The organism is Intestinimonas sp. MSJ-38, assembly GCF_018917925.1.
Classification (GTDB): domain Bacteria; phylum Bacillota; class Clostridia; order Oscillospirales; family Butyricicoccaceae; genus Pseudobutyricicoccus.
In genome coordinates this window covers 20,670-46,900 of sequence record NZ_JAHLPO010000020.1, presented here as the reverse complement: position 1 = coordinate 46,900, position 26,231 = coordinate 20,670, and the positions used below count along the sequence as shown (strand labels likewise).

25 protein-coding genes are annotated in these 26,231 nt (G+C 55.3%); 11 read left to right on the top strand and 14 right to left on the bottom strand.

Features of this window, described 5'->3' with window-relative positions; genetic code table 11:
* Positions 1-142: 142 nt before the first annotated feature.
* The 3 genes from gndA to KQI26_RS11675 all read right to left on the bottom strand — a co-directional run bounded on the left by gndA (position 143) and on the right by KQI26_RS11675 (position 4,830).
* Complete coding sequence (gndA, locus tag KQI26_RS11685; RefSeq protein ID WP_216504558.1) at positions 143-1,558, bottom strand: NADP-dependent phosphogluconate dehydrogenase; 1,416 nt, start codon at positions 1,556-1,558, stop codon at positions 143-145.
* Between the two features lie 2 nt (positions 1,559-1,560).
* Positions 1,561-3,039 (bottom strand): gluconokinase, encoded by a 1,479-nt coding sequence (locus KQI26_RS11680; protein ID WP_216504557.1) that lies wholly within the window; start codon positions 3,037-3,039, stop codon positions 1,561-1,563.
* A 270-nt stretch (positions 3,040-3,309) separates the two neighbouring features.
* On the bottom strand, positions 3,310-4,830 hold the full coding sequence (locus tag KQI26_RS11675; protein WP_216504556.1) for a YifB family Mg chelatase-like AAA ATPase: 1,521 nt from the start codon (positions 4,828-4,830) through the stop codon (positions 3,310-3,312).
* A 313-nt stretch (positions 4,831-5,143) separates the two neighbouring features.
* On the opposite strand from KQI26_RS11675, the gene nifJ reads away from it, so the two are divergent.
* Entirely contained in the window at positions 5,144-8,686 is a 3,543-nt protein-coding gene (gene nifJ, locus KQI26_RS11670; protein WP_216504555.1) for a pyruvate:ferredoxin (flavodoxin) oxidoreductase, read from the top strand.
* A gap of 327 nt (positions 8,687-9,013) precedes the next feature.
* Here nifJ and KQI26_RS11665 read toward each other — a convergent pair whose 3' ends face one another.
* The 7 genes from KQI26_RS11665 to KQI26_RS11635 all read right to left on the bottom strand — a co-directional run bounded on the left by KQI26_RS11665 (position 9,014) and on the right by KQI26_RS11635 (position 13,518).
* The gene (locus KQI26_RS11665; protein WP_216504554.1) at positions 9,014-9,697 is read right to left on the bottom strand and encodes an alpha/beta fold hydrolase; all 684 of its coding nucleotides are present in this window, start codon (positions 9,695-9,697) and stop codon (positions 9,014-9,016) included.
* 406 nt (positions 9,698-10,103) lie between these two features.
* A complete protein-coding gene (locus KQI26_RS11660) occupies positions 10,104-10,826 on the bottom strand; it encodes a transposase (protein WP_371744145.1) in 723 nt (240 codons plus the stop codon).
* A 13-nt stretch (positions 10,827-10,839) separates the two neighbouring features.
* The gene (locus KQI26_RS11655) at positions 10,840-11,097 is read right to left on the bottom strand and encodes a hypothetical protein (RefSeq protein WP_216504553.1); all 258 of its coding nucleotides are present in this window, start codon (positions 11,095-11,097) and stop codon (positions 10,840-10,842) included.
* 270 nt (positions 11,098-11,367) lie between these two features.
* Positions 11,368-12,297, bottom strand: coding sequence for a hypothetical protein (locus KQI26_RS11650; protein ID WP_216504552.1), 930 nt, complete (start codon positions 12,295-12,297; stop codon positions 11,368-11,370).
* Entirely contained in the window at positions 12,294-12,683 is a 390-nt protein-coding gene (locus KQI26_RS11645) for a hypothetical protein (RefSeq protein WP_216504551.1), read from the bottom strand. The genes KQI26_RS11650 and KQI26_RS11645 overlap by 4 nt, the downstream gene beginning before the upstream one ends.
* A 20-nt stretch (positions 12,684-12,703) precedes the next feature.
* Positions 12,704-12,973: a hypothetical protein gene (locus KQI26_RS11640; RefSeq protein ID WP_118426234.1), complete on the bottom strand. Its 270-nt coding sequence runs from the start codon at positions 12,971-12,973 to the stop codon at positions 12,704-12,706.
* 89 nt (positions 12,974-13,062) lie between these two features.
* A complete protein-coding gene (locus KQI26_RS11635) occupies positions 13,063-13,518 on the bottom strand; it encodes a hypothetical protein (protein ID WP_216504550.1) in 456 nt (151 codons plus the stop codon).
* 69 nt (positions 13,519-13,587) lie between these two features.
* Here KQI26_RS11635 and KQI26_RS11630 point away from each other — a divergent pair, with 69 nt between their 5' ends.
* From KQI26_RS11630 to KQI26_RS11615, 4 genes are all read left to right on the top strand, one after another.
* A complete protein-coding gene (locus KQI26_RS11630; protein ID WP_216504549.1) occupies positions 13,588-14,655 on the top strand; it encodes a serine/threonine-protein kinase in 1,068 nt (355 codons plus the stop codon).
* An 89-nt stretch (positions 14,656-14,744) separates the two neighbouring features.
* Positions 14,745-15,098: a helix-turn-helix domain-containing protein gene (locus KQI26_RS11625; RefSeq protein ID WP_216504548.1), complete on the top strand. Its 354-nt coding sequence runs from the start codon at positions 14,745-14,747 to the stop codon at positions 15,096-15,098.
* The gene (locus tag KQI26_RS11620) at positions 15,092-15,670 is read left to right on the top strand and encodes an IS3 family transposase (protein WP_216504561.1); all 579 of its coding nucleotides are present in this window, start codon (positions 15,092-15,094) and stop codon (positions 15,668-15,670) included. Before KQI26_RS11625 ends, KQI26_RS11620 begins: the two co-directional genes overlap by 7 nt.
* Before the next feature lie 18 nt (positions 15,671-15,688).
* Positions 15,689-15,937, top strand: coding sequence for an IS3 family transposase (locus KQI26_RS11615; protein ID WP_256447878.1), 249 nt, complete (start codon positions 15,689-15,691; stop codon positions 15,935-15,937).
* A 68-nt stretch (positions 15,938-16,005) separates the two neighbouring features.
* On the opposite strand, the gene KQI26_RS11610 is transcribed toward KQI26_RS11615, so the two are convergent.
* A complete protein-coding gene (locus KQI26_RS11610) occupies positions 16,006-16,353 on the bottom strand; it encodes a RidA family protein (protein ID WP_118426237.1) in 348 nt (115 codons plus the stop codon).
* A 184-nt stretch (positions 16,354-16,537) separates the two neighbouring features.
* On the opposite strand from KQI26_RS11610, the gene KQI26_RS11605 reads away from it, so the two are divergent.
* Positions 16,538-17,863, top strand: a complete 1,326-nt coding sequence (locus KQI26_RS11605; RefSeq protein WP_216504546.1) for an O-antigen ligase family protein — start codon at positions 16,538-16,540, stop codon at positions 17,861-17,863.
* Between the two features lie 44 nt (positions 17,864-17,907).
* Here the strand turns inward: KQI26_RS11605 and KQI26_RS11600 are convergent, their stop codons facing one another.
* Positions 17,908-18,777, bottom strand: a complete 870-nt coding sequence (locus KQI26_RS11600; RefSeq protein ID WP_216504545.1) for a metallophosphoesterase — start codon at positions 18,775-18,777, stop codon at positions 17,908-17,910.
* 30 nt (positions 18,778-18,807) lie between these two features.
* Complete coding sequence (locus KQI26_RS11595; RefSeq protein WP_118746890.1) at positions 18,808-19,425, bottom strand: DUF1847 domain-containing protein; 618 nt, start codon at positions 19,423-19,425, stop codon at positions 18,808-18,810.
* A gap of 183 nt (positions 19,426-19,608) precedes the next feature.
* Between KQI26_RS11595 and KQI26_RS11590 the strand changes: the two genes are divergently transcribed.
* The 5 genes from KQI26_RS11590 (at position 19,609) to KQI26_RS11570 (ending at position 24,005) form a co-directional block, all read left to right on the top strand.
* Positions 19,609-20,793 carry a patatin-like phospholipase family protein gene (locus tag KQI26_RS11590; RefSeq protein WP_216504544.1) on the top strand — a complete coding sequence of 395 codons (1,185 nt, stop codon included), beginning with the start codon at positions 19,609-19,611 and terminating at the stop codon, positions 20,791-20,793.
* Between the two features lie 129 nt (positions 20,794-20,922).
* Positions 20,923-21,579 carry a Crp/Fnr family transcriptional regulator gene (locus tag KQI26_RS11585; protein WP_216504543.1) on the top strand — a complete coding sequence of 219 codons (657 nt, stop codon included), beginning with the start codon at positions 20,923-20,925 and terminating at the stop codon, positions 21,577-21,579.
* A gap of 35 nt (positions 21,580-21,614) precedes the next feature.
* Positions 21,615-22,676: an ABC transporter substrate-binding protein gene (locus KQI26_RS11580; RefSeq protein ID WP_216504542.1), complete on the top strand. Its 1,062-nt coding sequence runs from the start codon at positions 21,615-21,617 to the stop codon at positions 22,674-22,676.
* Entirely contained in the window at positions 22,612-23,442 is an 831-nt protein-coding gene (locus KQI26_RS11575) for an ABC transporter permease (RefSeq protein ID WP_216504541.1), read from the top strand. The genes KQI26_RS11580 and KQI26_RS11575 overlap by 65 nt, the downstream gene beginning before the upstream one ends.
* Positions 23,436-24,005: an ATP-binding cassette domain-containing protein gene (locus tag KQI26_RS11570; protein WP_216504540.1), complete on the top strand. Its 570-nt coding sequence runs from the start codon at positions 23,436-23,438 to the stop codon at positions 24,003-24,005. The genes KQI26_RS11575 and KQI26_RS11570 overlap by 7 nt, the downstream gene beginning before the upstream one ends.
* 249 nt (positions 24,006-24,254) lie before the next feature.
* On the opposite strand, the gene KQI26_RS11565 is transcribed toward KQI26_RS11570, so the two are convergent.
* The gene (locus KQI26_RS11565; RefSeq protein WP_216504539.1) at positions 24,255-26,204 is read right to left on the bottom strand and encodes a YgiQ family radical SAM protein; all 1,950 of its coding nucleotides are present in this window, start codon (positions 26,202-26,204) and stop codon (positions 24,255-24,257) included.
* Between the last annotated feature and the right edge of the window lie 27 nt (positions 26,205-26,231).

The window sequence follows — 26,231 nt, the reverse complement described above, 5'->3', positions numbered from 1 at the left end:
TACGACCAGCTTCTTGAATTCCGGCGTGTATCGTTTGTTTGGTTTTCCTCTTGACATAATAAATCACCCCATCTGTTAGATAGTATATCATACTGTCTAACAAATGGGGTGCAGTTCACGCAGCCTGGGGCGTTCTTTTCTGTTAAAACCACTGACGGTGAAACATTCCATCCCGGTCTACCCGCTGGAAGGTATGGGCGCCGAAATAATCCCGCTGGGCCTGGATGAGGGAAGCAGAACCCACCGGGTCCCGCAGGCCGTCATAATAGCTCAAGGCGCTGGAAAAGGCGGGCAGAGCCACCCCGCTGAGAGCACCCCAGGCCACCACCTGGCGGAGAGAGAGGACATACTCTCCCATCTTCCGGGAAAAAGCCGGATGCAGCAGCAGATTGGACAGATCCGGCTGCTCCTCATAGGCTTTTCGGATTTCATTCAAAAACCGGGCCCTGATGATGCACCCGCCCCGGAACATGGCGGCCACCCGGTCCAGTTTCAGCTTCCAGTTGTATTCCTGCCCGGCCCGACTCATCAGAGCAAAGCCCTGGGCATAGGCACAGACCTTGGCACAATACAAAGCTCGACGCAAAATCTCCGCCATATCTTGTTCCTCTTTCATCACAAAGGCTGCCGTTCCCCCTTCCAACGCCTGGGCAGCCTTCTGCCGCTCTTCCTCCTGGGCGGAAAGGTACCGGGCAAAAACGGCCTGGGCGATGGTGGGCACTGGCTGGCCCAGATCCAGACCTTCCATAGTGGTCCATTTGCCGGTGCCTTTGTTCCCCGCCCGGCCTCGGATCACATCCACCATGGGCCTACCTGTCTCTTCGTCCTGCTGGGAGAGGATATGACCGGTGATCTCCACCAAATAGCTTTCCAGTTCCCCCTGGTTCCATTCTTCAAACAGCGCCGCCAGTTTTTCCGGCGCCCAGCCCGCCCCCCGACGCAGCAGATAAACACATTCGGCGATCAGCTGCATATCGGCATATTCAATGCCGTTATGGACCATTTTCACAAAATGCCCGGCGCCGTCCCCTTCCAAAGGCGTGCAGCAAGGTTCTCCCTCCGCCTGGGCCGCCGCCGGAAGGAGCAAGGGCGCAATCATTGGCCACACCTGCTGGGAGCATCCCGGCATGATGGCCGCCCCATGCCTGGCCCCTTCCTCGCCGCCGGAAATCCCGGCCCCTACAAAAACGACCCCCTTCTCCCGGCACCGCTTTGCCCGGTTTTGGGTGTCCTTGAAATAGGAGTTTCCTCCATCGATGATCACATCCCCTGGCTCCAGCAAAGACAAAAGGCTTTCCAAAAGCCCATCCACTGCCTGCCCAGCCTTGACCATCAGAATGATTCTCCGGGGCCGATCCAAAGCGCTGCACAGCTCTTCCAAGGTGTAAAAGGGATGCAGATTCCCTCCTTCATACCCCTCCAGGCGTTCATCGGTCACCTGACCGGTGCGGTTATAAATCCCCAAACGCACACCCTTTTCTCCCAGCTGCTGGGCCAGATTCCAGCCCATCACACCCAGGCCGATCAGCCCGCCCTGACAGGTTTTTTCCCTTTCCATGATCATTCCCCTTTCCCTTGTTCCAAACGGCGGTATAGCTCCTGGTAGCGGCCATAGGCTTCCTGCCACGGGCCCCTGGTTTCCTTCCGGGGTTCATAGCGGCGCACCGGTTCCATTCCCTCCAGCAACTGACCAAACTGCACTTTTCCCCGGTTTTCCATGGCCAAGTAGGCCGCTCCCAGCAAGGTGGACTCGGTCTCCCGGGGCACCTGGATGGGACAATCAAAGAGGTCGGCCTGCATCTGAAGCCACACTTCTGAGCGGGCATAGCCACCCCCGGCCACTAGCTCTCCTGGGACAAATCCCCGCTCTCCCAACAGCCGGTAAATGCTGTACATCCGGAAAAGCACCCCTTCCATGGCGGCCCGAGCCATGTGCTCGATACCGTGGAAGGGACGCAGGCCGTGCATCCCGCCAGCAGCGGCACTGTTCCAATCGGGGGAACGCTCGCCGGTGAGGGCCGGAGACATCACCAGCCCCTCACATCCCACCGGCACTTCTTCGGCCCACCGGTCAAACAGGGCATAAGCTCCCGCCTGGCTTCCGCCCAAGGGCACAAGGAACCGGTCCCGCAGCCATTTGAGCACCAGTCCTCCATTGTTGATGGAGCCTCCCACCGCCCACATCTCCGGCCGGAAGGTATAGCACCAAAGGCTCAGTCCCTCATCCTCATAGGGCACAGGAAGCATGGTGCGCAAAGCGCCGCTGGTGCCGATGTTGGTGGTCATTCTTTCTTGCGAAAAGACCCCCGCTCCCACATTGGCCAGCACGCCATCGGTAGACCCCAGCGCAAAGGGGGTATCTGCCGGAATCCCCAGCTTTTCCGCCATAAAGGCAGGCAGGGGCGGAAGAGCGCTGGTGCAAGGACGCAGCATCCCCAAACGGTCTTTTCCCGCCCCCACCAGGGCCAGCATTTCTTCTTCCCATTCTCCCCGGCCCATCTGAAGCAGCCCCATGGAAGATGCGTCGGACAGATCCACCACATTTTCTCCCCATAGCCGGTGCACCAGAAATTCCTTCAGCGTCACCAAATGAGCGGCTTTTTCCCACACCTGGGGCCGGTGGTTCTTCAGCCAAAGCATTTTGGCCGCCGGGCTCATGGGGTGGGAAAAGCGGCAGCCGGTCTTTTTGTAAAGGGAGGGGGTCTGGGGCAGACTGCCCAGCATCCGACCTTCCCCCACTGCCCGGCTGTCAGCCCAGGTGAAAACCGGAGTCAAGGGATTCCAATCCTCGCCCACCGCCAGAAGGGAGTGCATATAAACACTGAGCCCCACGCCCTGGGGCTTTCCCTTTGCAGCGCACTGGGTCAAAGCCCTGCAAAAGGCCTGCCAAACCTCTTCCGGGTCCTGCTCGGCCGCTCCCTGGGTGTCGGTAAACAGGTTCAGCTCCTGCTGGCTTATCCAAAGCCGCCGGCCCTTGAGGTCAAAGGCCCCGCACCGCAGGCTGGAGGTGCCAATGTCCACGCCAAAGTAAACTTCCATGGGTTCCTCCCTTCAAACTTTGCTTTTTTTGCTCTCTTTTCTTTTTCTCTTGACAAAAAGAGCTTAGTTGTAAAGTTTTGATTACTTTTTGTTGAATTTTCGACATCTTCCCCCTTCTTTTTTCCTTATCCACAGATTGGGGATAAAAGAAGGAATCTTGTGCTGTCAACGAGTTGTCCACAGTATCCACAGAGTTGTCCACAGTTTACACCCTGTTGCCCACAATAGCCTATTCGTCCGTGTATAAACAGGATGTTATGAAAGCTTTTTTCAATAAAAGCGTTCTTTGTCCATGGAACGGAATTGAACGGCCTCGGCAATGTGCTCGGCCCCCACCTGTTCGCTTCCCGCCAGATCGGCGATGGTACGGGCCACCTTCAGCACCCGGTCATAGGAGCGTGCCGTCAGGCCCAGGGTCTGAAAAGCCGCCCGCAAAAGCTGCTCTCCCTCCCGGTCCGGCCGGCAATACCGGTCCATCAGTCCAGGCGTCAGACGGCTGTTGCAATGGATGCCCAAGCCCTGGTACCGCTCCTGCTGGATGCGCCGGGCCTTGTTGACCCGCTCCCGGATGCTGGCGGAAGGCTCTGCCGGTTTCCGTTGCCGCAATTCCTCATAGCCCACCGAAGGCACTTCCACATGGATGTCGATCCGGTCCAGCAGCGGCCCGGAGATCTTCTGCCGGTAACGGCGCACCGACTGTTCCGAACAGGTGCACCGGCCGGAAGGATGGCCGTAATAGCCGCATTTGCAGGGGTTCATAGCGCACACCAGCATAAACCGGCTGGGATATGAACAGGCTCCCGCCACCCGGGAGATGGTGACCACGCCGTCCTCCAAGGGCTGGCGCAGCACCTCCAGAGCATCCCGCCGGAACTCCGGCAGCTCATCCAGAAAAAGCACCCCATTGTGCGCCAGAGAGATCTCCCCAGGCCGGGGATTTTTCCCGCCGCCCGACAGACCGGCAGCCGAAACGGTGTGATGGGGTGCACGGAAAGGACGGCTGACCACCATGGGTTCTCCCGGCTCCATCAGCCCGGCTACCGAAAAGATCTTGGTGGTCTCCATGGCTTCTTCATAGGAAAGATCGGGAAGGATGGAGGGCAGACGCCGGGCCAGCATGCTCTTGCCAGCCCCCGGCGGGCCGATGAGCAGCACATGATGGGAACCGGCGGCGGCCACCTCCAGCGCCCGCTTGACGCTTTCCTGGCCCATCACCTCGGAAAAATCCGGCCCCTCTTCCCGCCGCCCGGCATAATCATAAGGCGGCAGCGGCTGGAGCTTTGCTTCTCCCCGCAGATGGTCCACCAGCTCTTTCACATGGGACACGGGGATGACCTTCACTCCCGCCGCCACCGAGGCTTCCGCCCCATTCTCCCGGGGCACAAACAGGGTATCCACTCCCTCTTCCCCCAAGGCCAGGGCCATGGGCAGCACACCGGTCACCGGCCGCAGCGCCCCGTCCAGGCTCAACTCTCCCAGAAAGGCCTGCCGGGGGCTCACCGCCGGGATCTGCCCCGATGCCCACAGAATCCCCAGCAGAATGGGAAGATCATACACCGGCCCTTCCTTTTTCAGGTCGGCGGGAGCCAGGTTGACAGTGATGCGCCGCAGGGGAAAATCAAAACCACAATTTTTCACAGCTGAGCGCACCCGATCCCGGGCCTCCTTCACCGAGGCATCGGGCAGGCCCACGATCTCAAAAGCAGGCAGACCGTTGGCCAGGTCGCATTCGCACAAAACCGGCACCCCCTGAATCCCCCGCAATCCGGCGGCCATGACCTTGGATACCATCCTTTTTCTCTCCTTCCCCGCTTTCTTTCCGAAAGCTTCCAATTTCCTCTGCATCCATGATACAATAGCGCCTCGTCGGTGTCAAACGCCTTATTTTTTCGTTTCGGTTTTTTCCCCATGCCCCCCTTCTTCCACCAGCTTTTCGGTTTTTCCTCGGGGAGCCAAAATTTTTACACTATTTCCGGTGCTCTGTTCACTTGAGTGAATTTTTTTATTTTTTTACCCGCCTTTTGTGGACACTTGGGAAAGAATCTGCTAAAATAGATACGGTTATTTAGGTAGCTTTCATATATTATTGAAGGAGGAGATCCCCATGGCTAGAAAAATGAAATCCATGGACGGTAACACCGCTGCGGCTCATGTGTCCTATGCGTTCACAGATGTCGCTGCGATTTACCCCATCACTCCCTCGTCCGTAATGGCTGACTTGGCCGACCAGTGGTCTGCCCATGGTCAGAAGAACATTTTCGGACAGGAAGTCCGCGTCGTTGAGATGCAGTCCGAGGCTGGCGCTGCTGGCGCTGTCCACGGCTCCCTGGCGGCTGGTGCGCTGACCACCACCTACACCGCTTCCCAGGGCCTGCTGCTGATGATCCCCAACATGTACAAGATTGCCGGCGAGCTGCTGCCGGGCGTCATTCATTGCTCCGCCCGTGCTCTGGCTTCCCATGCTCTGTCCATCTTCGGCGACCATCAGGATGTTATGGCTTGCCGCCAGACTGGCTTTGCCATGCTGGTCAGCACCAATCCCCAGGAAGTAATGGACCTGGGCGCTGTCGCCCATCTGTCCGCCATCAAGGGCCGCGTTCCCTTCCTGCATTTCTTCGACGGTTTCCGCACCTCTCACGAGATCCAGAAGGTTGCTCAGTGGGATTACGAAGACCTGAAGGAAATGGTGGATATGGACGCTGTGCAGGAATTCCGTGCCCGCGCCCTCAATCCTGAGCATCCCGTTCTGCGGGGCACCGCCCAGAATCCTGACATCTTCTTCCAGGCCCGCGAAGCTTGCAACCCCTACTATGAAGCCATCCCCGGCATCGTAGAGGAATACATGAACAAGGTCAACGAGAAGATCGGCACCAACTATCAGCTGTTCAACTACTATGGCGCTGCCGATGCCGAGCATGTCATCGTGGCTATGGGCTCTGTGTGCGACACCATCGAAGAAGTCATCGACTACAAGATGGCTCATGGCGAGAAGGTGGGCCTGCTGAAGGTTCGTCTGTATCGTCCCTTCGTGGCCGAGAAATTCGCCGCTGCTCTGCCTGAGAGCGTCAAGACCATCTCCGTTTTGGACCGCACCAAGGAGCCTGGCTCTCTGGGCGAGCCTCTGTATCTGGATGTTGTGGCCGCTCTGCAGCAGGCCGGCCGGAACATCGATGTGATCGGCGGCCGTTACGGTCTGGGCAGCAAGGACACTCCCAGCAGCAATATCTTCGCTGTCTATGACAACATGAACAGCAAGGATATGAAGCGCAAGTTCACCATCGGCATCAACGATGATGTGACTGAGCTGTCCCTGAAGGATCCTGAGAACGCTCCTGACACCACCCCCGAAGGCACCATCTCCTGCAAGTTCTGGGGCCTGGGCGGCGACGGTACTGTGGGCGCCAACAAGAACTCCATCAAGATCATCGGTGACCACACCGATATGTATGCTCAAGCATACTTTGACTACGACTCCAAGAAGACAGGCGGTCTGACCGTTTCCCACCTGCGCTTCGGCAAGTCTCCCATCCGCTCTCCCTATCTGGTCAGCCGTGCGGATTTCGTCGCCTGCCACAACCCCTCTTATGTGGACAAGTACGACATCGTTCAGGATGTCAAGCCCGGCGGCACTTTCCTGCTCAACTGCCAGTGGAAGCCTGAGGAGCTGGACGCTCATCTGCCCGCTTCCATGAAGAGCTACATCGCCAACAACAACATCAAGTTCTACATCGTGGACGCCATCGACAAGGCCCGTGAGATCGGCATGGGCAAGCGTACCAACACCATCCTCCAGTCCGCCTTCTTCAAGCTGGCCAACATCATCCCCATCGATGACGCTGTTCAGTACATGAAGGAAGCTGCCAAGAAGACCTATGGCCGCAAGGGCGAAGACATCGTTCAGATGAACTACAAGGCCATCGACACCGGTGTGGATTCCATCACCGAGATCAATGTGCCCGAGTCCTGGAAGACCGCTGTGGACGCTCCCGTGGAAAAGACCTACGAGGGCAAGGCTGAGCTGGTGGACTTTGTGAAGGACGTTCTGGTTCCCATCTCTGAGCAGAAGGGCAACCAGCTGCCTGTTTCCACCTTTGAGAAGGCCGCCGATGGCACCTTCCCCATGGGCGTTTCCGCCTATGAGAAGCGCGGCGTTGCAGTGGATGTTCCCGAGTGGATTCCTGAAAACTGCATCCAGTGCACCCAGTGCTCCTTCGTCTGCCCCCATGCCACCATCCGTCCCTATGCTGTGAGCGAGGAAGAAATGAAGAATGCTCCCGCTTCCATGAAGGGCAAGAAGATGATCGGCAAGGGCTGCGAGAATTACACCTTTGTTATGCAGGTCGATCCTCTGGACTGCATGGGCTGCGGCCTCTGCGCCAACATCTGCCCGGCTCCCAACAAGGCCCTGGTGATGAAGCCCCTGGCCAGCCAGATGGATCAGCAGGAAGCCTTCGATTACGCTGTCAAGCACATCAGCGAGAAGGATACCGGCCTGTCTGTGGAAACTGTCAAGGGCAGCCAGTTCAAGCAGCCTCTGCTTGAGTTCTCCGGCGCCTGCGCCGGCTGCGTTGAGACCGCCTATGCCCGCCTGATCACTCAGCTGTTCGGCGACCGCATGAGCATTGCCAACGCCACTGGTTGTTCCTCCATCTGGGGCGGCAGCGCACCTGCTGTTCCCTACACTGTCAACAAGCAGGGCCGCGGTCCTTCCTGGGCTAACTCCCTCTTCGAAGACAACGCCGAGTTCGGCCTGGGCATTGCCATCGCCACCCGTCAGCTGCGGGAGCGCCTGGCTGCTAAGGTTGAAAAGGTGATGGAGAAGGCCGAAGGCTCCCTGAAGGAAGCCTGCCAGACCTATCTGGACACTCAGACCAACAGCGCTGCTTCCCGCAAGGCCACCGATGCCCTGATCCCCGAACTGGAGAAGGCTGCTGAGGCTGGCTGCGAGCTGTCCAAGGAGATCCTGAAGGATAAGGACTTCCTGGCTAAGAGAAGCGTGTGGATCTTCGGCGGCGACGGCTGGGCCTATGACATCGGCTACGGTGGCGTGGACCATGTGCTGGCTTCCGGCGAAGATGTGAACATCATGGTCTTCGATACCGAAGTGTACTCCAACACCGGCGGCCAGGCTTCCAAGGCCTCTCAGATCGGCCAGGTTGCTCAGTTCGCCGCTTCCGGCAAGGCCATCAAGAAAAAGGATCTGGCTGCCATCTCCATGAGCTATGGCTACATCTATGTGGCTCAGATCGGTATGGGCGCCAACTACCAGCAGACCGTTCGTGCTCTGGTTGAGGCCGAAAGCTATCACGGTCCCTCCCTGGTCATCGGCTATGCTCCCTGCGAGATGCACGGCATCAAGGGCGGCATGGGCAACAGTCAGCTGGAGATCAAGGCCGCTGTGGAAGCCGGCTACTGGCATCTGTTCCGCTATGATCCCAGACTGAAGGCCGAAGGCAAGAATCCCTTCCAGCTGGACAGCAAGGAGCCCAAGGGCAACTACGAAGACTTCATCAAGAGAGAAGTCCGTTACACCGCTCTGGCCCGCTCCTTCCCCGACAAGGCTGAGGCTATGTACTCCCTGGCTGCGGAAGAAGCCAAGAAGAAGTACAACCGCCTGACCAAGCGCGCCACCGAGAACTGGGACTAATCTCCCCTTTCTCCGGCCGTAACAGGTAATGAAATGAGGCGGGCACCTTTGGGTGCCCGCCTTTTTATGCAAAAAATCCCCAGGCCAATGCCCAATGTCATTAAGTTAAGCAAAACCGGCGCGCACAAAAAATACCCACCTCGAAAAGTCGAGCTGGGTATTTTTTGCTTTGGAAAATCGTGCTTACTTCGCGGGCAGGACAATGACCTGTTCCTCGTAAATGGTGTTGGCGTTCACAAGACGGTCGGCGTTGCGCTCGAAGATGGCCTTGTACTTCATCAAACTGGAATTTTCACTCTGTTCAAACACGCAACAAATTGGAAGATGTCAGATCGTTTTCAGGAAAGCATCAACTGCCTGATTAAATGCCGCTGGGTTCTTGTTTGCAATAAAATGATTCCCTTGAACGATGGCTAATTTCGCATTTGGAAGATGTTCAGCGATTTTCTTTGTATGTGATTCTTTAATCATATCCTTTGTTCCGCAAATGACCAATGTAGGCATTGAGATTAGCGACAATTCAGACGGCTTGATATTCGGCTCGTTTACCATTAAGCCGAGCATTTCGGCATTTCTTTTGGCATCTGCCGATTTATCAGCAAAGCGGCTTGCAATCTTATATCCGATTTCAATCGGGATTTGCGTTGTTCGTTTTACACCCATTGGTTCGAGGTTACCGCCGTTCAAAATTAAGCCCTTCACCATACTGGGATGCTTTATTGCGAATTTCATCGCAATGTTCGCCCCATCCGAAAAACCCAAAATTATCGCATTTGAAATTTGATGCCCCTGCATAAAATCGTATAAATCGCAGGAGAATTGTTCAATGGTAAAGGGTGCATCACCTCTCGGAGTTTTTCCATGACCTCTTGTGTCTAGTGCAATTACATGGTATGCGTTTTGAAAATAATCTATTTGATTTATGAAATAGGAACTATCTTCGCCGTTTCCGTGCAAGAGTATAAGCGGTTCGCCAGTTCCTTTTTCCTGATAATATAATTTAATATCCATTTTGCCCTCACAAGTTCCGATTTGCCGGTTTCTTTCACCGCTTCCAAATCCATCATATCATGCGTTTCCATACAGAGCAATAAAAAAGATGGACCGCAGAAAACCCGTGATGGAATTTTCAGAGCATTGGCAGGACTTGTTGAGATTTCCTTGGAATGATTTCGCTCTGCTGGTTTGCGGTAGTTTTCGCTGATTTCGGCATCGTTGCGAGGCCTTGCTGTATGCTTGGGCGGTTTGTCTTCCGATATGCCCCGATGCGTCGCTCACAAGTCTTTCCGCTGCGGCTGTTAAGTTAAGGCGGCATTTATTTTTCTGAAAATGCCTGTTTTGACCCCCAAAAACAGGGGTTTCAAAAAATAAATGCGTTGAGGGGGCGGTGTCCGCAAACACCACCCCCTCTTTTTTGTCAAGCGGCTACGCGGTAGACAAATCCTGCGAAACCTTTCACTTTCAAATTGCGCTCGTCCTGCCTGTTCGGACGAATGGGAACAGTATGCCGTGCGATTTTCTCCAACAGCTTTTCACTGTCCGCGCGGGGCGTTCGCAAGAACTCCTTGCAGAGCATGACCGCCATTTTGAAATTCACCTTGTAGGCGTAAACGCCGTTTTTCGGCTGACGGGCAACGACTTCATTACAGACGCGGCTTGCGAAGTTAAACGCGGTCAAACTGGCGTATATCTCCTGTTCCGCGAACGCGTCCGATTTGCCGTGCAGATTGACGAGGCCAAGCGTATATTTCCAGTCACGGAAGGCCGTTTCTATGCCCCAACGGAGATGATACAGTTCCCGAATATCCGCAAGCGTAAAGGACGGGGGCAGAGAAGTGGCAACCGTTTCAAACTCGCCGTTGTCCAGCAGAAAACGGCAAACGCGGAGTTTCATCGGATAGGGCGATGGAAAGTCCCAGCGTCCGCGCCGCGTCTTGGAACCTGCCTTGCTTTTCTTCGGCACTTGCAGATGAATGTAGCCGTTTTGCTTGTCCTCATTGGTCTGCGTGGTGGTGATGGTAAAACCGATGTCGCAATCCAGTTCGCACAAGGGCAGCTTCGCCACCTCTCGCATGGCGGAGCGGCTTTGCTTGATGCAAATGAGAAAATCTGTGTTCGGTTTTTCTAAACAATGGGCGATAAGATTGTAGCTTTCAAAAACCTCTATCGGCTATTATCAGCGTCTTTTCTTCGAAGTCGTTGCGTTGCAACATGGTGACTAACGCGCCGATTTCATCTTTCTTTGGCTCCGGTTGAATGATGACATCGGCAAAGGTACGGCTGAGAATGTCATAAAGCGGCGTGACATGAAGTTGATTTACGCCGTTTGGAATACCGTCATTCTGAACAAAGGAGGGCGATTTGGGGTTACGCGGCAGATTGACCGCCGTTCCGTAACTTCTAAAACTCAATCAATTTTGGCTAAACTCTCACATTTTGGCTGTCTCAAATTCTGCTTGCGAACACCGTTCACCACGGCGTTTAGTTTAAACTATCTCCATGCGACGGAAAAAGCAAGCGGATTGGGTAATTCTTTGCATTTTGTTAAAATTTGCGGTTAATTAAATGCAACAGCCCAAAAAGCACCCAGCCGTTAAGAAGAGGAAAGTATCTTTCCACCCCTCAACGGCTGGGTTTTTAGATTAACTAAGTGACATTGGGCCAATGGCCGGGCATTTTTTCTATTGCGCCACCGAAAACTCCACTGGATCGGTTTGAAACAGGGTATCATAACTGTCCGGAGAATAACCCTGGAAGGTCAGCTGGATATTTTCCACCGCCTGGATGCCGTTTGCCTCCAGATCGCTTTCCATTACGGTGATGTTGGCCATCGCCCGGCAATCGGCGTTCACCTGGCAGTGGAGATATGGGGTGACCATAAATCCATTGACAGACATATCATCGCAGGAAACAACCACATCCTCTTCTCCGGTGTTTTCCAAAAACAGTACCACACCGGCCCCCCAAAAGGTATCCTCCTCCACATAGCGGCCCACAATGCGCACGCCATTCTGGTTATACAGCTCTTTTCCCTCATCCATGGCCGGCTGCTCCTCACTTCCCGCTGCCGAGGTGGGAATGTTCACCTCTACTGGGCCCCACAGATCCTCATAGGAATCGGGATCATAGGCCGCAAAGCGGGCGGTGATATCCATGATCTTTACGATCCCGGCTCCTTCCAGATCACCATCGGAAAAATACATGGTTTCATTGGCCTTTTTCCCCGCAGCCACATCGGCCGAAAACAGCAATGTGCTCATCATATAGCCGTTGACCGCCAAGGTATCGCACCGAAGAGCATAATTCCTCTGGGAATTGTTTTCCACAAGGAGCTTGAGTCCGATGCCCCAAATGGGGTCTTCCGTCAGTTCCACTGCGGTGATCATCAACCCATCCTGATCCAGAAGCACCTGCTTTTCCACCGTAGGAAGTCCCTGTTCTTCCTGCTCTTCCTTTTCTTCCTCTTTCTCCCCGGCGGTGTTTCTGCCCTGCTGATCCTCTTGGGCCCCATCCTCCTGAATGGGTTTGCGGGATGGGGTTTCACCGGTACAGGCGGACAAAGTCCAGACCATGCAAAGGGCCAAAACAAGAGCAATCCATCTTTTCTTCATTCTGTTTTCCCCTTTTCCTCTTTTGTCACCGGCTGCTGGGGGTTCTTTTTCCACCGGATCACCGAGATCAGGAAGATCACAGCGAAAATCAGGCACAATCCACCCCAGATCACCAGATCTTCGAAGATCCCCTGGGCCGTTAAGCCCAGAAGCCCGGCCAGACCGTAGAGGATGGTGCAGAAAATACCTCCTCCCCGGCTATTGCGGGCCGCAATGGCCACAATACCGCCAATAAGCATCAGAATGGCCACAAACAGCCCGGAAAAGCCGCTGGTGCCTCCTTCATCCATCATGGCGTCCCCCAGTCCGGCGGCGCAGGACTGGAACAATACCAAAAAAGTGAGAACGATGCTGATGATGCCGATAATCAGCTTTGCTGTTTTCATTTGTTTTTCCTCTCTTTCCCTTACAGTTTCCCGTTTTGCGTGGGAGCATCGCCTGGGGCGATCTCCTCTTTCAGCTGGACATACCGGGCCAGCTTGATGCCTTTGTTCACCTCGGACAGATACCCCATGCCGATGCCCGACTCCTTGACGATCTCCCGCAGAGGCCAGGAACATTCCCGCAGCACTTCGGCATATTGGATGCCAAACAAATGCACCTGACAGGCCGCTTCGTTCCGGCTGGCTCCCTGGTACTTTTCCCGCAGAATACCGGCCAGGGTCTTGCCATCCATTTTTCTTTCTCCTTTCCTGTGCTTTGTGCTCTTTGCAATGTGCATCATAACAAAAAAAGCCAGGACTGTTTCCCCCAAACAGGGGGAAATCAGTCCCGGCATCGGGAAAGAGGAGGCTCACCATGCTGAATCAGAAGATCGTCCACCTGATCCACCCATGATATGCCTCGATTGAAAGCGATGATCAATATGGCATCCCGTTTTTTCCGGGGATAGAGGGCCGCCAGGCCATAAAGCTCCAAACCCCGCTGGGCCTGGGGAAGCTCCAGCCCCATGGCAAAAAACAGCCGCAGCAGCTTGTCCCGGTCGGTGGTATGCTTTTCTCCTGCCAGCAGCTTATAGCCGTATTTCTGAGGAATGTCGGCCTGCTGAAAGATCTCCTGTCGGGTCATCCCTTTGCTCTCTATGATCTCATCCACCCAGCTGGCAAAGGTGGGCACCTTGCCCTGAAGATACCGGCGATGGTATTCGACAATGTCCGCCGGGTGGGCCGAGCGCAAAACCTCCAGCAAAGAAGAGGTGCTGTCCTTTCTTGGCTCTTTCATCCGTTCCTCCCTTGTGGTATCATAGCGTTGTCCCTTTATATTACCAAGGACTGGAGGCTGGGTCAAGAGATGGATCTGGAAAGCCAGCTGCAGCTGTCTTATTACCGGGAGATCGCTCTGCTCAACGAAAATCACCGGGTATGGCTGGTACAGCACACAGAAACGCAAAAAATCTATGTGAAAAAAGCCCTGGAGGTTTACGATCTGCAAGTGTATCGCTATCTTCAGCAGAACCCCCAGCCAGGCATCCCCCGCATTTTCCAGCTGATACAGGGGGACGGGCCGCTGTTTGTCATTGAGGAATATATTTCCGGCCGCTCCCTCAAAGAGATCCTGGAGGAAAAGGGAACTCTCCCTGTGCCGGAGGCTATCTCCACTCTTTGCCAGCTGTGCGGAATCCTCCGCCCCTTGCATGCCCTTTCACCGCCCATCATCCATCGGGACATCAAACCCAGCAACCTGATCCTCACCCCTCAGAATCAGCTTTTTCTGGTGGATTTCAATGCGGCCAAGGCGGTTTCCCCTGGAAAAGGGCAGGACACGGTACTCATCGGTACGGCGGGCTACGCCGCCCCGGAACAATATGGCTTCTCTCCCTCCCAGCCTACGGCGGATATCTATGCCCTGGGCGTGCTGCTCCACGAAATGCTCACCGGGCGCCTTCCCTCCCCGCCTACTTATCAGGGTCCGCTGGCCCCGGTGATCAACAAATGCCTGGCCATGGAGCCTTCCCGGCGCTTTCAATCGGTAGACGAGCTGGCCAGGGCGCTGCATCGCCGGTGGCCCCACCATCTGGAAGGCCAGAGTGGCTGGCGAAGCTGGCTTCCCCCTGGCCTGCGCAGCGGCCGGCTATGGCGGATCAGCCTGGGTGTTTTATGGTATTTGCTGCTTTTGTCCATGTGTTCTTCCATTCAGCTGAAAGAGGGCACCAGGGCCACACTGATCGTCTTTCGGACCGGCACCTTTCTGATTTTCCTATCTGAAACTCTGTGGCTGGGCAATTACCGGAACATTTGGAGCAAATTTCCCTTCTGTGACCGGTGTCGTCCCTGGATCTGCCTGATTTCTGTCAGCTTCTGGGCCTTTCTTCTGCTGGTGGGGATGCTGCTTCTCATCGGCCTGATCCTGCCCCGGTAGTCCGGATAAAAAAAGACGCCGGCTTGATTGAACTGCACCCCATTTGTTAGACAGTATGATATACTATCTAACAAGTGGGGTGTTTTGCTATGCCAAAAGGAGTACCAAACAAACGATATACGCTGGAGTTCAAGAGAATGGTTGTAGAAACCATGAAAAAAGGACATCTGAGTATCTATGCAGCGATGCAGGAATTTGGAATTAACGACCATAAAATTATAGAGCGCTGGGAACGCATTTATTTGGAAGAAGGGCCGGAAGGCTTGTCGGTTGAGCGACGGGGCCGCAGCAGTAAGGGCCGTCCGCCAAAGCGGCTGCCGAAGGAGGTAACGGAAGATCTGCTGGCAGAAGTTCAGCGGCTGCGTGCGGAGAATGACTACCTAAAAAACTTGCAAGCCTTGGTTTTGGAAGACGAGCGACGCCAGCACAAAAAACGCTGGTAGTTCAAAAGCTAAGGCAAAAACACGCACTCAGTATACTGCTCTCAATCGCTCAACTGCCCCGTGCATCTTTCTACTATCATTTGAAGCAGATGCAGAGAGAAGACAAATATGCATCTGTTAAGGAAGAAATCGCAGCAATTTACCACGAAAACAGGGGCCGGTACGGCTATCGCCGGATCACGGCAGAACTTCGCAAGCGTAAATTCTCTGTGAACCACAAGACTGTCCAGCGGCTTATGAAAGAGTTGGGCTTAGTTTGCCGTGTCAGGATGAAGAAGTATCGCTCTTATAAGGGAGAAGTGGGCAAAATTGCGCCAAATCTGCTAAATCGGGACTTCCGCGCCGGAAAGCCGAATCGGAAATGGGTTACAGATGTGACAGAGTTCAGTTTGTTTGGAGAGAAGCTCTATCTCTCTCCCGTCCTCGATCTGCACAGCAGCGATCTGGTCAGTTACACCATATCGGATCGTCCTGTACTCAGCATGGTAACCACCATGCTGGACGAGGCGTTTACAAAGATCCCGGCCGGAACAAACCTGATTCTCCATTCTGACCAGGGCTGGCAGTACTAACACAAACAATACCAACAGATGCTCCGGGAGAAAGGTGTTCGCCAGAGCATGAGCCGCAAGGGAAACTGTCTGGACAATGCTGTGATAGAAAATTTCTTCGGGCTGCTCAAAAGTGAGCTGCTGTATTTGCAGGAATTTCAATCCATGGAACACTTCAAGCTGGAACTCATTGAATATCTGGACTATTACAACAATCGGCGCATCAAGGCAAAGCGAAAGGGCTTGCCGCCTGCAATTCACAGACAGCAAGCCCTTTCGGCTGCTTGAACAATTTTTACTTCAGAATATTGTCTAACTTTTTGGGGTGCAGTTCAGATCCGGCGTCTTTTCTCTTTTTATTTTACCGCGGCGATGATGGAGATCTCCACCAGGATGCAGTCGGCGGCCATTTTGGCCTCCACACAGCAGCGGGCCGGCTCATGGCCATCGTTGACCCAAGCGTCCCACACCTGATTCATGCTGTCAAACAGGGACATATCCTTCAGATAGATGGTGGCGCTGAGGATATGATCTTTATCCGAGCCATACTTGCCCAGCAGATCCTCGATTTTACCCAGCACCGCTTTGGTCTGGCCCTGCACATCGGCTTCCTCCCGGCTGGTCTGGCCGCAGAGATAAATGGTGTCCCCATGGACGACGGCCCGGCTCATCCGGCCAGTGCCCTCATAGCGCTTGATTTCCATATTGATTTTCTCCTTCCATTGCATTGGATGTTTTTATTGTACCCTCCCCCGCCTTTGTTGGCAACGAAATTTTATCTCTTTCCAAATCCTTCGTCAAAATTGACATTGTATCTATGGCCTTTTTATGCTAAAATACTATAAACTGTGTGCAAATGCAAGCTTGTGATATCTTAGGAGTGATACAATGCAGAAAGTGACGAACAAGCTGGAAGAGTTTTTCTGGCTGTTCCTCTTCATCAACCCGTTCCTGGACATCGGCAATGGTCTTTTTATCATGTTGATAGAAAACCTGTACGACCGGACCTGGGAACAGATCAACCTGGCCTTTACCCCCAGCCTGCTCATCCGTATGACTGTGCTGGTGCTCTTTGGGCTCTATCTCCTGCTAAGCTGGGATAAACGGGCCCTTCTCACCATCGTGCCCATTGGCGTGGTGTGGGTGCTTTCGGTGGCCGGACAGATCTTCTGGCCCATGGATCAATTCAGCCCCTTTACGGACCTTCAATACATCGCCCGTTTTGGTTACAATCTGGTGGTGCTGTTTGTCTACTGGCGGGTCTTCCAGCACAAAAAGCTCAGCCGTGAGCGGCTGCTGTATCAGATCAACCGTGTGATCACCTTTACCCTGGCCGTGCTTTCCACTTCCATTCTGGTGGCCTATGCCGCCGATATGGGCTACACCACCTACGCCGACCGGTTCGGTCTGCGGGGCACCCGGGGATTCTTCTATTCGGGCAACGACATCACCGCCGTGCTGATGGTCCTTCTGCCGGTGTGCATCTGCACCTTCCTGCTGCTGGACCGGAAAAAATGCGGCATTGTCCGGTATATCTATCAGGTCTATACCCCGGCGGCTACCATCGCCACCCTCTGCCTCATCGGCACCAAGACTGCTTTTGCCGCTGTGGGCGTGGCTGGAGTGGGTCTTTTGGGCTATTCCCTGTATCTGCTCATTCACAAAAAGCAGAAGATGCCCTTGATCCGTCTGGTGATCGTGGCCCTGGCCTGTCTGATCCTGCTGGGTATCCTGGCCCTTTTCTCCGGCAATCTCTTTGCCGACATCAGCAGCTCGCTGAACAACACCGGCAACATTGCCCGTCGGGAAGGCGTCACCACCGCTTTGCTCAGCGGCCGGCAGAACAAACTGGGATCGGCTTTCCAGGATTTCCGGGAAGGCGGGGTCTATAAATGGCTCTTCGGCATCACCCGCGGCAGCCAGAAGGCCATCATCGAAATGGATGTCTTCGAAGTCCTCTTCTATTACGGCCTGGTGGGCGCAGTCTTCATGTTGTGGCCCTATCTGAATCTGGGATTCGGCTTTGTGCTGAAGTTCATCAAGGAGCGTACCATGGTGGCCTTTGCCGTGTTCTGCAGCCTGAGCCTGTGTGCCTTCTATCTGTTTATGGCCGGGCACATCCTTTTCAGCGTCACTTCCGGTTTCTATTTTTCCTTTATGCTTCTTTACGGAAAACTGCTTTATTCCGACAACTTCAAAAAGGAAGAAATCTAAAAACAGCATAAAAGCCCTGGAGAAAAAATTCTCCAGGGCTTTTCTTATTCTTCATGGGAAAGAATCAATTTGACGATCTCAGGCCGGTTGTTCAGGCGCAGCGGGAATTCACTGTTGCCCAGGCCCCGGCTGACCACCATGGCGGTGGCTCCCTGCACATGGACGCCGCCGGTATACTTGGGCAGCACACCCTGCCCAGGAGCAAAGACCCCCTGATGAAGCAGACGGAACTGCCCGCCGTGGGCATGACCGCAAAGCACCATATCCACGCCGCTCTTTTGATAAATGGGAAACAGCTCCGGCCGGTGGGAAAGCAGCAAACGAAAGACTTTTTCGTCCCCCTCGGTCAGCTGCGCCAGTTTTTTCTCCAGCACCTGGCTGTTCTTCCGCTCCGCCGGCGGCAAAAACCGGGGGTCCCGCAATCCAATCAGCTCGATAAAGCCGCCCCGGTAAGCCAGACAGGCTTTTTGATCCTCCAGCACCCGAACACCGGCTTTGACCAGTTCTTCCCGCAGGCGGGGATAGACGGCCAGCCGTCCCTCATGGTTGCCAGGGGTATAATACACCGGCGCCAGCCGTACCGCACCCCGGACAAATTCCATGGCCCGGGCGATGTTGGTCCGGTGGCAGTCCACCAGGTCTCCGGTGATGAGGATGGCGTTGGGTTCCTCAGCGGCCAGCCGATCCAGCAAGCCATGCTGATGCCGGCCAAAACTTTTGTTGTGCAGATCGGACACCTGCAGCAGAACAAAATCCTCAAAGGAGGAAGGCAGCTTATGGCTGCCGCAGCGGTAAGTGGTCACACTCAGGCTGCTGTTCTGCCACCGGCAGAAGGCCGCAAAGCCTGCGGCGGCACCCAGGCCGCCTGCAATGGCAGAGATTTTCCGCCAGTGGGAAGGTCTGTTTTCGTTCATCCATCGGCCTCCTTCGCCATAGAACACGGTTTATACCCGTGTCTTGAAATAGGAACCGGCACAGTAAAGGGCACCAGCCGGATTGTGGGCCAGCACCCGATCCTTGGTGACCAAGGTGGTGCACATGGCCTCAGAATACTTATAGAACATGGAATCATGACCCACGCACAGACCAATAACCACATTGAACTGGGTCTTCTGCTCGTTGAGCAGCATGGCCTGGGCCACCGGATTGCACATCACTTCAAAAGTGCCGGGACGCACCTTTTCCTCTTCGGTGACTCCCACGGTCTCTTTGGGCATAGCACCGGTTTTGCACATCACCGATACCACTTCCAGGCCGTGATTGCGGAAGATCTCGCAAGCCACTTTGCCCTCCTGGCGCAGACCGGTGCAAAATGCCACGCCGATCTTTGTAAAACCGTTCTTCTTGCAAAATTCAGCAATCTCCTTCACCCGCGGCCACTGGCAATAGCCTTCCGATTCCACCAGGCAGGAATTTTTGTAGAAATCACGGTATTCCGGCTTGGCGTACTCCGCCTTGGCCCGCTCCATCAGCTCCTCATTGTGCATGGGGCAGTTTTTGGGCATCTTCTCCTTATCGCCGGATACACAGGCGTGTATCTGACAACTGGCACAAGTGTACATGATCTTCGTTTCCTCCTTTGATCCGGGCATTTTTCATACTAGGGTGTTTTTCCCATACAATAGATGCAGCAATGCTTTCTCCATATTATAGCACAACTTCCAGAGGGTTCAAAAGGGTATTTACACAAACTCCCCCAGATGATAGGATTAAAAATAGTTAAAACAGCGAAAGGAGGCCGTGCTATGGTCGGTCTTGCCTTGGAGGGCGGCGGCAGCCGGGGTGCTTATCACATCGGCGCCTACCAGGCTTTTATGGAAGCCGGGATGACCTTTGACGCCATCACCGGCACATCCATCGGGGCGGTCAACGCCGCCTTGCTGGCCCAGGGAGACTGGGAAAAAGCCCGGGAAAAATGGCTTACTCTGTCCAATGAAGATCTCTTCGACATTGACAATGCCCGTTACCAAAAACTCTTTACCGGGAAGGTGGCCCCTTCCGACCTGTCCTATTACAAAGATGCCCTTCGCCAGATGCGGGAAGGTGGCGGCGTGGACACCGGCCGGATGCAAAAACTGCTCTCCCAGCTGGTAGACCCCCAGCGGCTGCTGGAAAGCCCGGTGGATTTCGGTCTGGTCACCGTGTCCATCCGGGATCTGAAACCGGTGGAAGTGTTCAAGGATCAGGTGCCGCCCCATCTTCTTCTCTCCTACATCATGGCCAGTGCCACTTTCCCTGGCTTCCAGCCCACCCGCATCGGCAGCCGTTCTTTTATCGACGGCGGGCTCTATGACAACTGCCCCATGCATTTATTGGTCTCCCGGGGCCATACTGATATCATAGCGGTGCGAATCTTCGGCCCTGGGATCTTCCGTCTGCCCAAGGACAAAAATGTACGGGTACGGGTGCTGGAGCCTTCCGAATCCCTGGGACCCATCATGAACTTTGATCCTTCGGTCTCTGCCCGGAATCTGCGTATGGGCTATTATGATGCCCGGCGGATGCTGGAAAATCTGGCGGGACATCTGTATTATGTCCGCCGCCCGGCAGAGGACTGGGCCTTCCCTCGCTTCTGTGCCCTCTCCTCTCAGGACATTGGGGAAGCTCTGCGCCTGCTGGGAGAAGAAGGGGAAAATCCTTCTCTCCGGGCCCTGTTCGAAAGGATTCTGCCTCAAATCGCCCACGAGCTGGAGGTACCCGACAGCGCCGATTACACCGGCCTGCTCATTGCCATGCTGGAAAACCGGGCCCAGCGGGCTCAGATCCATCGGTTTGCCATCTATTCTCTCACCGATTTCTTCCGCTTGGCATCGGCTGCATCGGCTCCGCCCCCTTCCCGCCCTCTGGGACTGCTGCCCACGGCCCGTTCCCGGGCCACCGAGGCTTCGGATTTTCTCCTGACCCGGCTGCTGGCCGATTTCCACAACTGAACATCTTCCCCCGGTTCTTTCGGAGCTCGGGGGAATTTTGTTAATTTTTTGTCATTTTTCTATTGACACCCATTGTCCGGTGGGGTATACTCTATCTGTCTCATATGAGACAGTATCAGGAGGTTTGCCATGGAGCTGACTGCAAAAGAACAAGAAATTCTCAGCCGGTGTTTTCTTTTCCAGGGTCTGGAGGAAGAACTGGGGCGGGAACTGATGGATCAAGGCGAGAAACGGCTGTTTTCCCCTGGTGAAACCATCTATTCTGCCCACGATTTCCGCCAGGCCATTGGGGTGATCCTGTATGGAAAAGTGCAGGTGCACAGTCCGGGCGGTGTGCTGCTGAACACGCTGTATCCGGGAAGCTGTTTTGGGGTGGCTGCGCTGTTTCATCCCACCCAACGGTATGTGAGCACCGTCACCGCCCAGGAGGAAAGCGGCATCCTGTTTTATTCCGGGGAAACGCTGGAAAAAATGTTTGTCCGCTGTCCCCTCACCGCTCGGAATTATATTTCTTTTCTCTCTCAGCGCATCCAATTCCTCAATGACAAGATCGGCAGTTTCACCGCCCCCACCGCTCAGGCCCGGCTGGCTTTGTGGCTTTTGGCCCACGGCCCTCAGCCCCAGGTGGAAAGCTACACCCAGCTTTCCCGGGAGCTCAATCTGGGCCGGGCTTCTCTCTACCGGGCTCTGGAATCCCTGGAGGGAGAAGGGATCATCCGGCGGCAGGGAAACTGCATCCATCTTTTGTCCATGGAGGAGCTGGAAACACTGGCCCATGCAAACTGACCGCCCACACCATATCACAAAAAGGAGTTCATTCCATGAAACGGAGATTTTTATCCCTTTTCCTCGCTTTGCTGCTGCTTTTCACTCTGGCCGGATGCCAGAAATCTTCCTCTTCCCAAGATGATGCCAACAAGGACTCTGCTCAGCAGGAGCAGCAGAAGGAGGAAGAAAAGACCCCTGAAGAAAATACCGACGATGTGACCATACGGGTGGCCGGGCTGAAAGGTCCCACGGCCATGGGCATGGTGAAGATGATGGACGACAGCGCCAAGGGCGATGCCCAGGGGAACTATGATTTCACTCTGGCTGGCGCTCCGGAAGAGCTCACCGGCCCCATCGTTCAGGGCGAGTTTGACATTGCCGCTGTACCCACCAACCTGGCTTCCACCCTGTACAACAAGACCCAGGGCAAAGTGCAGCTGGCCGCCCTCAATACCCTGGGCGTTTTGTATATCGTGGAAACCGGCGACTCCATCCAATCGGTGGAGGATCTGCGCGGCCGCACCATTTACGCCACTGGCAAAGGCTCCACTCCAGAATATGCCCTCAACTATGTACTGACCCAGAACGGCCTTACCCCTGGTGAGGATGTGCAGGTGGAATACAAAACCGAGCACAGCGAGCTGGCTGCTTTGCTGGCCGCCGGACAGGCCGACCTTGCCCTTTTGCCCCAGCCCTTCGTCACCAGTGTTCTCACCCAGAATGAAAACGCCCGAGTAGCTCTGGACCTGACCCAGCTGTGGGAAGATGCCGCCCAGGGTGAAAGCGTTCTGACCATGGGCTGTCTGCTGGTGCAGAAATCCTTTGCTCAGGAGCATCCCCAGGCCCTGGCCACTTTCCTGAAAGAATACCAGGAAAGCGTAGACTATGTCACCGATGAAAACAATCTGGACGAAGTGTCCACCCTCATTGAAGAACAGGGCATCATCACAAAGGCCGTGGCCCAGAAGGCCCTGCCCCAGTGCAACATCGTCTGCATCACCGGCGATGAGATGAAGACCATGACCCAGGGCTTCCTGGAAATTCTGATGAATGCCGATCCCACCTCGGTGGGCGGTGCTCTCCCCGGCGATGACTTCTATTACCTGGAAAGCTAAACCGTGTCTGCTGCGGTGGGGGCTGATCGCTCTGTTCTGGCTGCTGCTGTGGCAGATCGGGGCCTGGCGGCTGAATCAGCCCTTGCTGCTGCCCTCTCCTCTCCAGGTGGGGCGGCGGCTGGGAGAACTGGCGGTGACTCTCCCTTTCTGGCAGAGCATCGCCTTCAGCCTGCGTCGGATTGCGGCCGGATTCCTGCTGGGCTTTTTCAGTGCGGCCCTGCTGGCGGCGGCGGGATTCTTCCTGCCGCCGCTGGCCTCTCTTCTGGCGCCCCCATTGGCCATCATCAAATCCACACCGGTAGCCTCCTTTATTGTGCTGGCCCTTTTGTGGCTGCCCTCCCCCTGGCTGTCGGCCTTTATCGCCTTTCTGATGGTGCTACCTTTGTGCTATGAAAACCTGTTGGCAGGGCTGAAAAGCGCCGATCCGCTGCTTTTGGAAATGGGGAAGGTTTATGCCTTTACCCCTTTTCAGGTCTTTCGCTACATCTATCTCCCCGCTCTCGTGCCTTATGCCCTGGCAGCGGTGCGCACCGGCCTGGGCTTTGCCTGGAAGGCGGGAATCGCCGGTGAGGTGCTGGCCATCCCCACAGGAGCCATGGGCACTCAGCTCCACACCGCCAAAGTCACCTTGGAGACCACTGATCTGTTTGCCTGGACGGCGGCCATCATCCTTTTGTCTCTGGCTCTGGAAAAGGGCGCGGTGGCCTTGGTAAAGTGTCTTTCCCACCGGTATACTCCCCCCAAAAAGGAGGATATGTCATGCTGAGCGCCCGGAACATTTCTTTTTCCTATGGAAATCAGCCGGTACTGCAAAATCTGTCCTTTTCTTTGGAAAAGGGAGAACGGCTGCTGCTTTTAGGTCCTTCCGGCCAAGGGAAAACCACTTTTCTTCGGCTGCTCTGCGGTTTGCTGGAGCCTCAAACGGGAACGATCCAGCGCCCTTCCCGCCTGGGCGTAGTCTTTCAGGAAGACCGGCTGCTGCCCACATTGACCCTGGAGGAAAACCTGTGTCTCGTGAGCCGTACCCCGGCTTTGGCCCGGCAGATCGGAGAAGAGCTGGGCCTTGCGGAGTACTTTTCCCACCACCCTGCCGCCCTCAGCGGCGGACAGCGGCGGCGCGGGGCCTTGGGGCGAGCCTTGGCCTTTCCCTGTGATGCCCTTCTGATGGATGAGCCCTTTCAGGGCTTGGACGAAGAGAGCCGGAAGAAAGCGGCCCAGTGCATTCTGGAGCATCAGGAAGGGCGAGCGCTTCTGGTGATCTCCCATGAACCCAAGGATGCAGAACTATTGAAGGCCCGGTCCATCACCTTGGAAAGTCTGATGACATAAAAAATCCCTGCTTCAAAAGAAGCAGGGATTTGAGCGTGTCGAAAAAGTGGCTTAAGCCACTTTTTCGAGTTTTTGCAAGGGGCTGTATGCACGCCTTTGGCGCACACTTGCCCCTTGAGAAGTGCAAAAAGCCACGCACAGGTCGCGGCTTTTTGCGGATTTATAGGGGTAGGGCGGACGACCCTTTTCGTTATATAGGTTTTTCGACAGTCTGAAAGCCTTGCTTCAAAAAAAGCAGGGATTTTTTCTTTATCGGCTCTTTTTCCCCGAACGGGAGGACTGCTTTTTGCCTTTTGTGTGCTGGGGGCGGGGAGCTTTTACGCCACGCACCTTTTTGTGCTCCCGCACCGGAGGCGGCGCCTCCTTCTTCCCCTTCCCCTCTTTCCGGCGGGAATGGGTATCGTCCCACACCAGACAGTGCTTGCCATGGCCGATGAGATCCTCTCTCCCGGCCTTTCGCAGCGCTTCCAGCACCAATGCCCGATTTTTCGGGTTCTTCCACTGGAGCAGCGCCCGCTGCATGGCCTTTTCATGGGGATCTTTGGCCACATACACCGGCTCCATGGTGCGGGGGTCCAGACCGGTATAATACATGGCGGTGGAAAGTGTGCCCGGCGTGGGGTAAAAATCCTGCACCTGTTCCGGGCGGTAGCCCGTCTGGTTCAGATACTCCGCCAGATAGATGGCATCTTCCAAACGGCTACCCGGGTGGGAGGACATGAGATAAGGCACCAGGTATTGTTCCAAATTGTATTTCTGGTTGAGCCGCTTGTATTTGTCGCAGAAACGCTCATAGATCTCCTTGGGGGGCTTGCCCATGTAATAAAGCACATTGGGGCTGATGTGCTCCGGAGCCACCTTCAGCTGGCCGCTCACATGGTGGCGTACCAGGTCGGCGAAAAACTCACCGGAAGGGTCACAGGCCATATAGTCATACCGGATGCCCGAGCGGATGAACACCTTTTTCACCCCGGGGATGGCCCGTAGCTTGCGCAAAAGGGCCAGATAATCGCTGTGATCTCCCTTGAGGGCAGGACAGGGCGAGGGGAAGAGGCACTGTCTGTCCTTGCAGGCCCCCACCTTGGCCTGCTTCGGGCAGGCGGGGCCACGGAAATTGGCGGTGGGGCCACCCACATCGTGGATATACCCTTTGAACCGGGGATTTTCCGTCATACGCTGGGCTTCTTTCACCACCGACTGGTGGCTGCGGCTGGTGACGAACCGGCCTTGGTGCATAGTGAGAGCGCAGAAATTGCAGGCGCCGAAACAGCCCCTGTTATGGATGATAGAAAATTCCACCTCCCGGATGGCGTCCACGCCTCCCAACTCTTCATAAGACGGGTGATAGGTGCGGGTATAGGGCAGATCGGCCACCTGATCCAGCTCCTGGGTATTCAGAGGAATAGTCGGCGGATTCTGCACCAGAAACCGGCCCTCATACCCCTGGATGATGGCCCGGCCCCGGACAAAGTCCTGCTCATCGTGCTCGATGAGGGCCGCTTTGGCATAGGCGTGCCTGTCCCGGCTGACTTCCTCAAAGGAAGGCTCCTGCACAAAGGAGAAAACACAATCCTCTGTGTCCTTGGTCATATAACAAGTGCCCCGCACATCCCGGATCTGGTGGATATCCTCCCCCTTGGCCAGGCGGTGGGCGATTTCTGCCATCTGATGCTCTCCCATGCCATAAATCAACAGATCGGCGGCGCTGTCCACCAGAATGGGACGGCGCACTTTGTCCTCCCAATAGTCATAATGGGCAAACCGGCGCAAAGACGCCTCAATGCCGCCGATAACGATGGGCAGATCGGGCCAGGCCCGCTTCACCAGATTGGAATAGACGATCACTGCCCGGTCAGGGCGTTTTCCCCCCATTCCGCCGGGGGTATAGGCATCCTTTTCCCGCCGCCGCTTGGCCACGGTGTAATGGGCCACCATGGAATCGATGTTGCCCGCATTGACCAGGGCCGCATAACGGGGCCGGCCCATGGCCAGCAGCTCTTCCACCGAATGATAGTCCGGCTGGGACAGGATGGCCACCCGGAATCCTTCCTTTTCCAGCAGGCGGGAAATCACCGCCGTGCCGAAGGAGGGATGATCCACATAGGCATCCCCGGTGATCAGCAGGAAATCATAATAATACCAGCCCCGCTCCACCATATCCTCCTTGGAGATGGGCAAAAATTCATATCGCTCCGCCATGGTCCCGTTCCTTTCCTTGTGCATAAA

What these genes read in the sequence shown, in the direction of transcription:
- gndA (WP_216504558.1), bottom strand. Translation starts at nt 1,558, where the DNA reads ATGGAAAGGGAAAAAACCTGTCAGGGCGGGCTGATCGGCCTGGGTGTG.
- KQI26_RS11680 (WP_216504557.1), bottom strand. Translation starts at nt 3,039, where the DNA reads ATGGAAGTTTACTTTGGCGTGGACATTGGCACCTCCAGCCTGCGGTGC.
- KQI26_RS11675 (WP_216504556.1), bottom strand. Translation starts at nt 4,830, where the DNA reads ATGGTATCCAAGGTCATGGCCGCCGGATTGCGGGGGATTCAGGGGGTG.
- nifJ (WP_216504555.1), top strand. Translation starts at nt 5,144, where the DNA reads ATGGCTAGAAAAATGAAATCCATGGACGGTAACACCGCTGCGGCTCAT.
- KQI26_RS11665 (WP_216504554.1), bottom strand. Translation starts at nt 9,697, where the DNA reads ATGGATATTAAATTATATTATCAGGAAAAAGGAACTGGCGAACCGCTT.
- KQI26_RS11650 (WP_216504552.1), bottom strand. Translation starts at nt 12,297, where the DNA reads ATGAAGAAAAGATGGATTGCTCTTGTTTTGGCCCTTTGCATGGTCTGG.
- KQI26_RS11645 (WP_216504551.1), bottom strand. Translation starts at nt 12,683, where the DNA reads ATGAAAACAGCAAAGCTGATTATCGGCATCATCAGCATCGTTCTCACT.
- KQI26_RS11640 (WP_118426234.1), bottom strand. Translation starts at nt 12,973, where the DNA reads ATGGATGGCAAGACCCTGGCCGGTATTCTGCGGGAAAAGTACCAGGGA.
- KQI26_RS11635 (WP_216504550.1), bottom strand. Translation starts at nt 13,518, where the DNA reads ATGAAAGAGCCAAGAAAGGACAGCACCTCTTCTTTGCTGGAGGTTTTG.
- KQI26_RS11630 (WP_216504549.1), top strand. Translation starts at nt 13,588, where the DNA reads ATGGATCTGGAAAGCCAGCTGCAGCTGTCTTATTACCGGGAGATCGCT.
- KQI26_RS11625 (WP_216504548.1), top strand. Translation starts at nt 14,745, where the DNA reads ATGCCAAAAGGAGTACCAAACAAACGATATACGCTGGAGTTCAAGAGA.
- KQI26_RS11615 (WP_256447878.1), top strand. Translation starts at nt 15,689, where the DNA reads ATGCTCCGGGAGAAAGGTGTTCGCCAGAGCATGAGCCGCAAGGGAAAC.
- KQI26_RS11610 (WP_118426237.1), bottom strand. Translation starts at nt 16,353, where the DNA reads ATGGAAATCAAGCGCTATGAGGGCACTGGCCGGATGAGCCGGGCCGTC.
- KQI26_RS11605 (WP_216504546.1), top strand. Translation starts at nt 16,538, where the DNA reads ATGCAGAAAGTGACGAACAAGCTGGAAGAGTTTTTCTGGCTGTTCCTC.
- KQI26_RS11600 (WP_216504545.1), bottom strand. Translation starts at nt 18,777, where the DNA reads ATGAACGAAAACAGACCTTCCCACTGGCGGAAAATCTCTGCCATTGCA.
- KQI26_RS11595 (WP_118746890.1), bottom strand. Translation starts at nt 19,425, where the DNA reads ATGTACACTTGTGCCAGTTGTCAGATACACGCCTGTGTATCCGGCGAT.
- KQI26_RS11590 (WP_216504544.1), top strand. Translation starts at nt 19,609, where the DNA reads ATGGTCGGTCTTGCCTTGGAGGGCGGCGGCAGCCGGGGTGCTTATCAC.
- KQI26_RS11585 (WP_216504543.1), top strand. Translation starts at nt 20,923, where the DNA reads ATGGAGCTGACTGCAAAAGAACAAGAAATTCTCAGCCGGTGTTTTCTT.
- KQI26_RS11580 (WP_216504542.1), top strand. Translation starts at nt 21,615, where the DNA reads ATGAAACGGAGATTTTTATCCCTTTTCCTCGCTTTGCTGCTGCTTTTC.
- KQI26_RS11575 (WP_216504541.1), top strand. Translation starts at nt 22,612, where the DNA reads ATGCCGATCCCACCTCGGTGGGCGGTGCTCTCCCCGGCGATGACTTCT.
- KQI26_RS11570 (WP_216504540.1), top strand. Translation starts at nt 23,436, where the DNA reads ATGCTGAGCGCCCGGAACATTTCTTTTTCCTATGGAAATCAGCCGGTA.
- KQI26_RS11565 (WP_216504539.1), bottom strand. Translation starts at nt 26,204, where the DNA reads ATGGCGGAGCGATATGAATTTTTGCCCATCTCCAAGGAGGATATGGTG.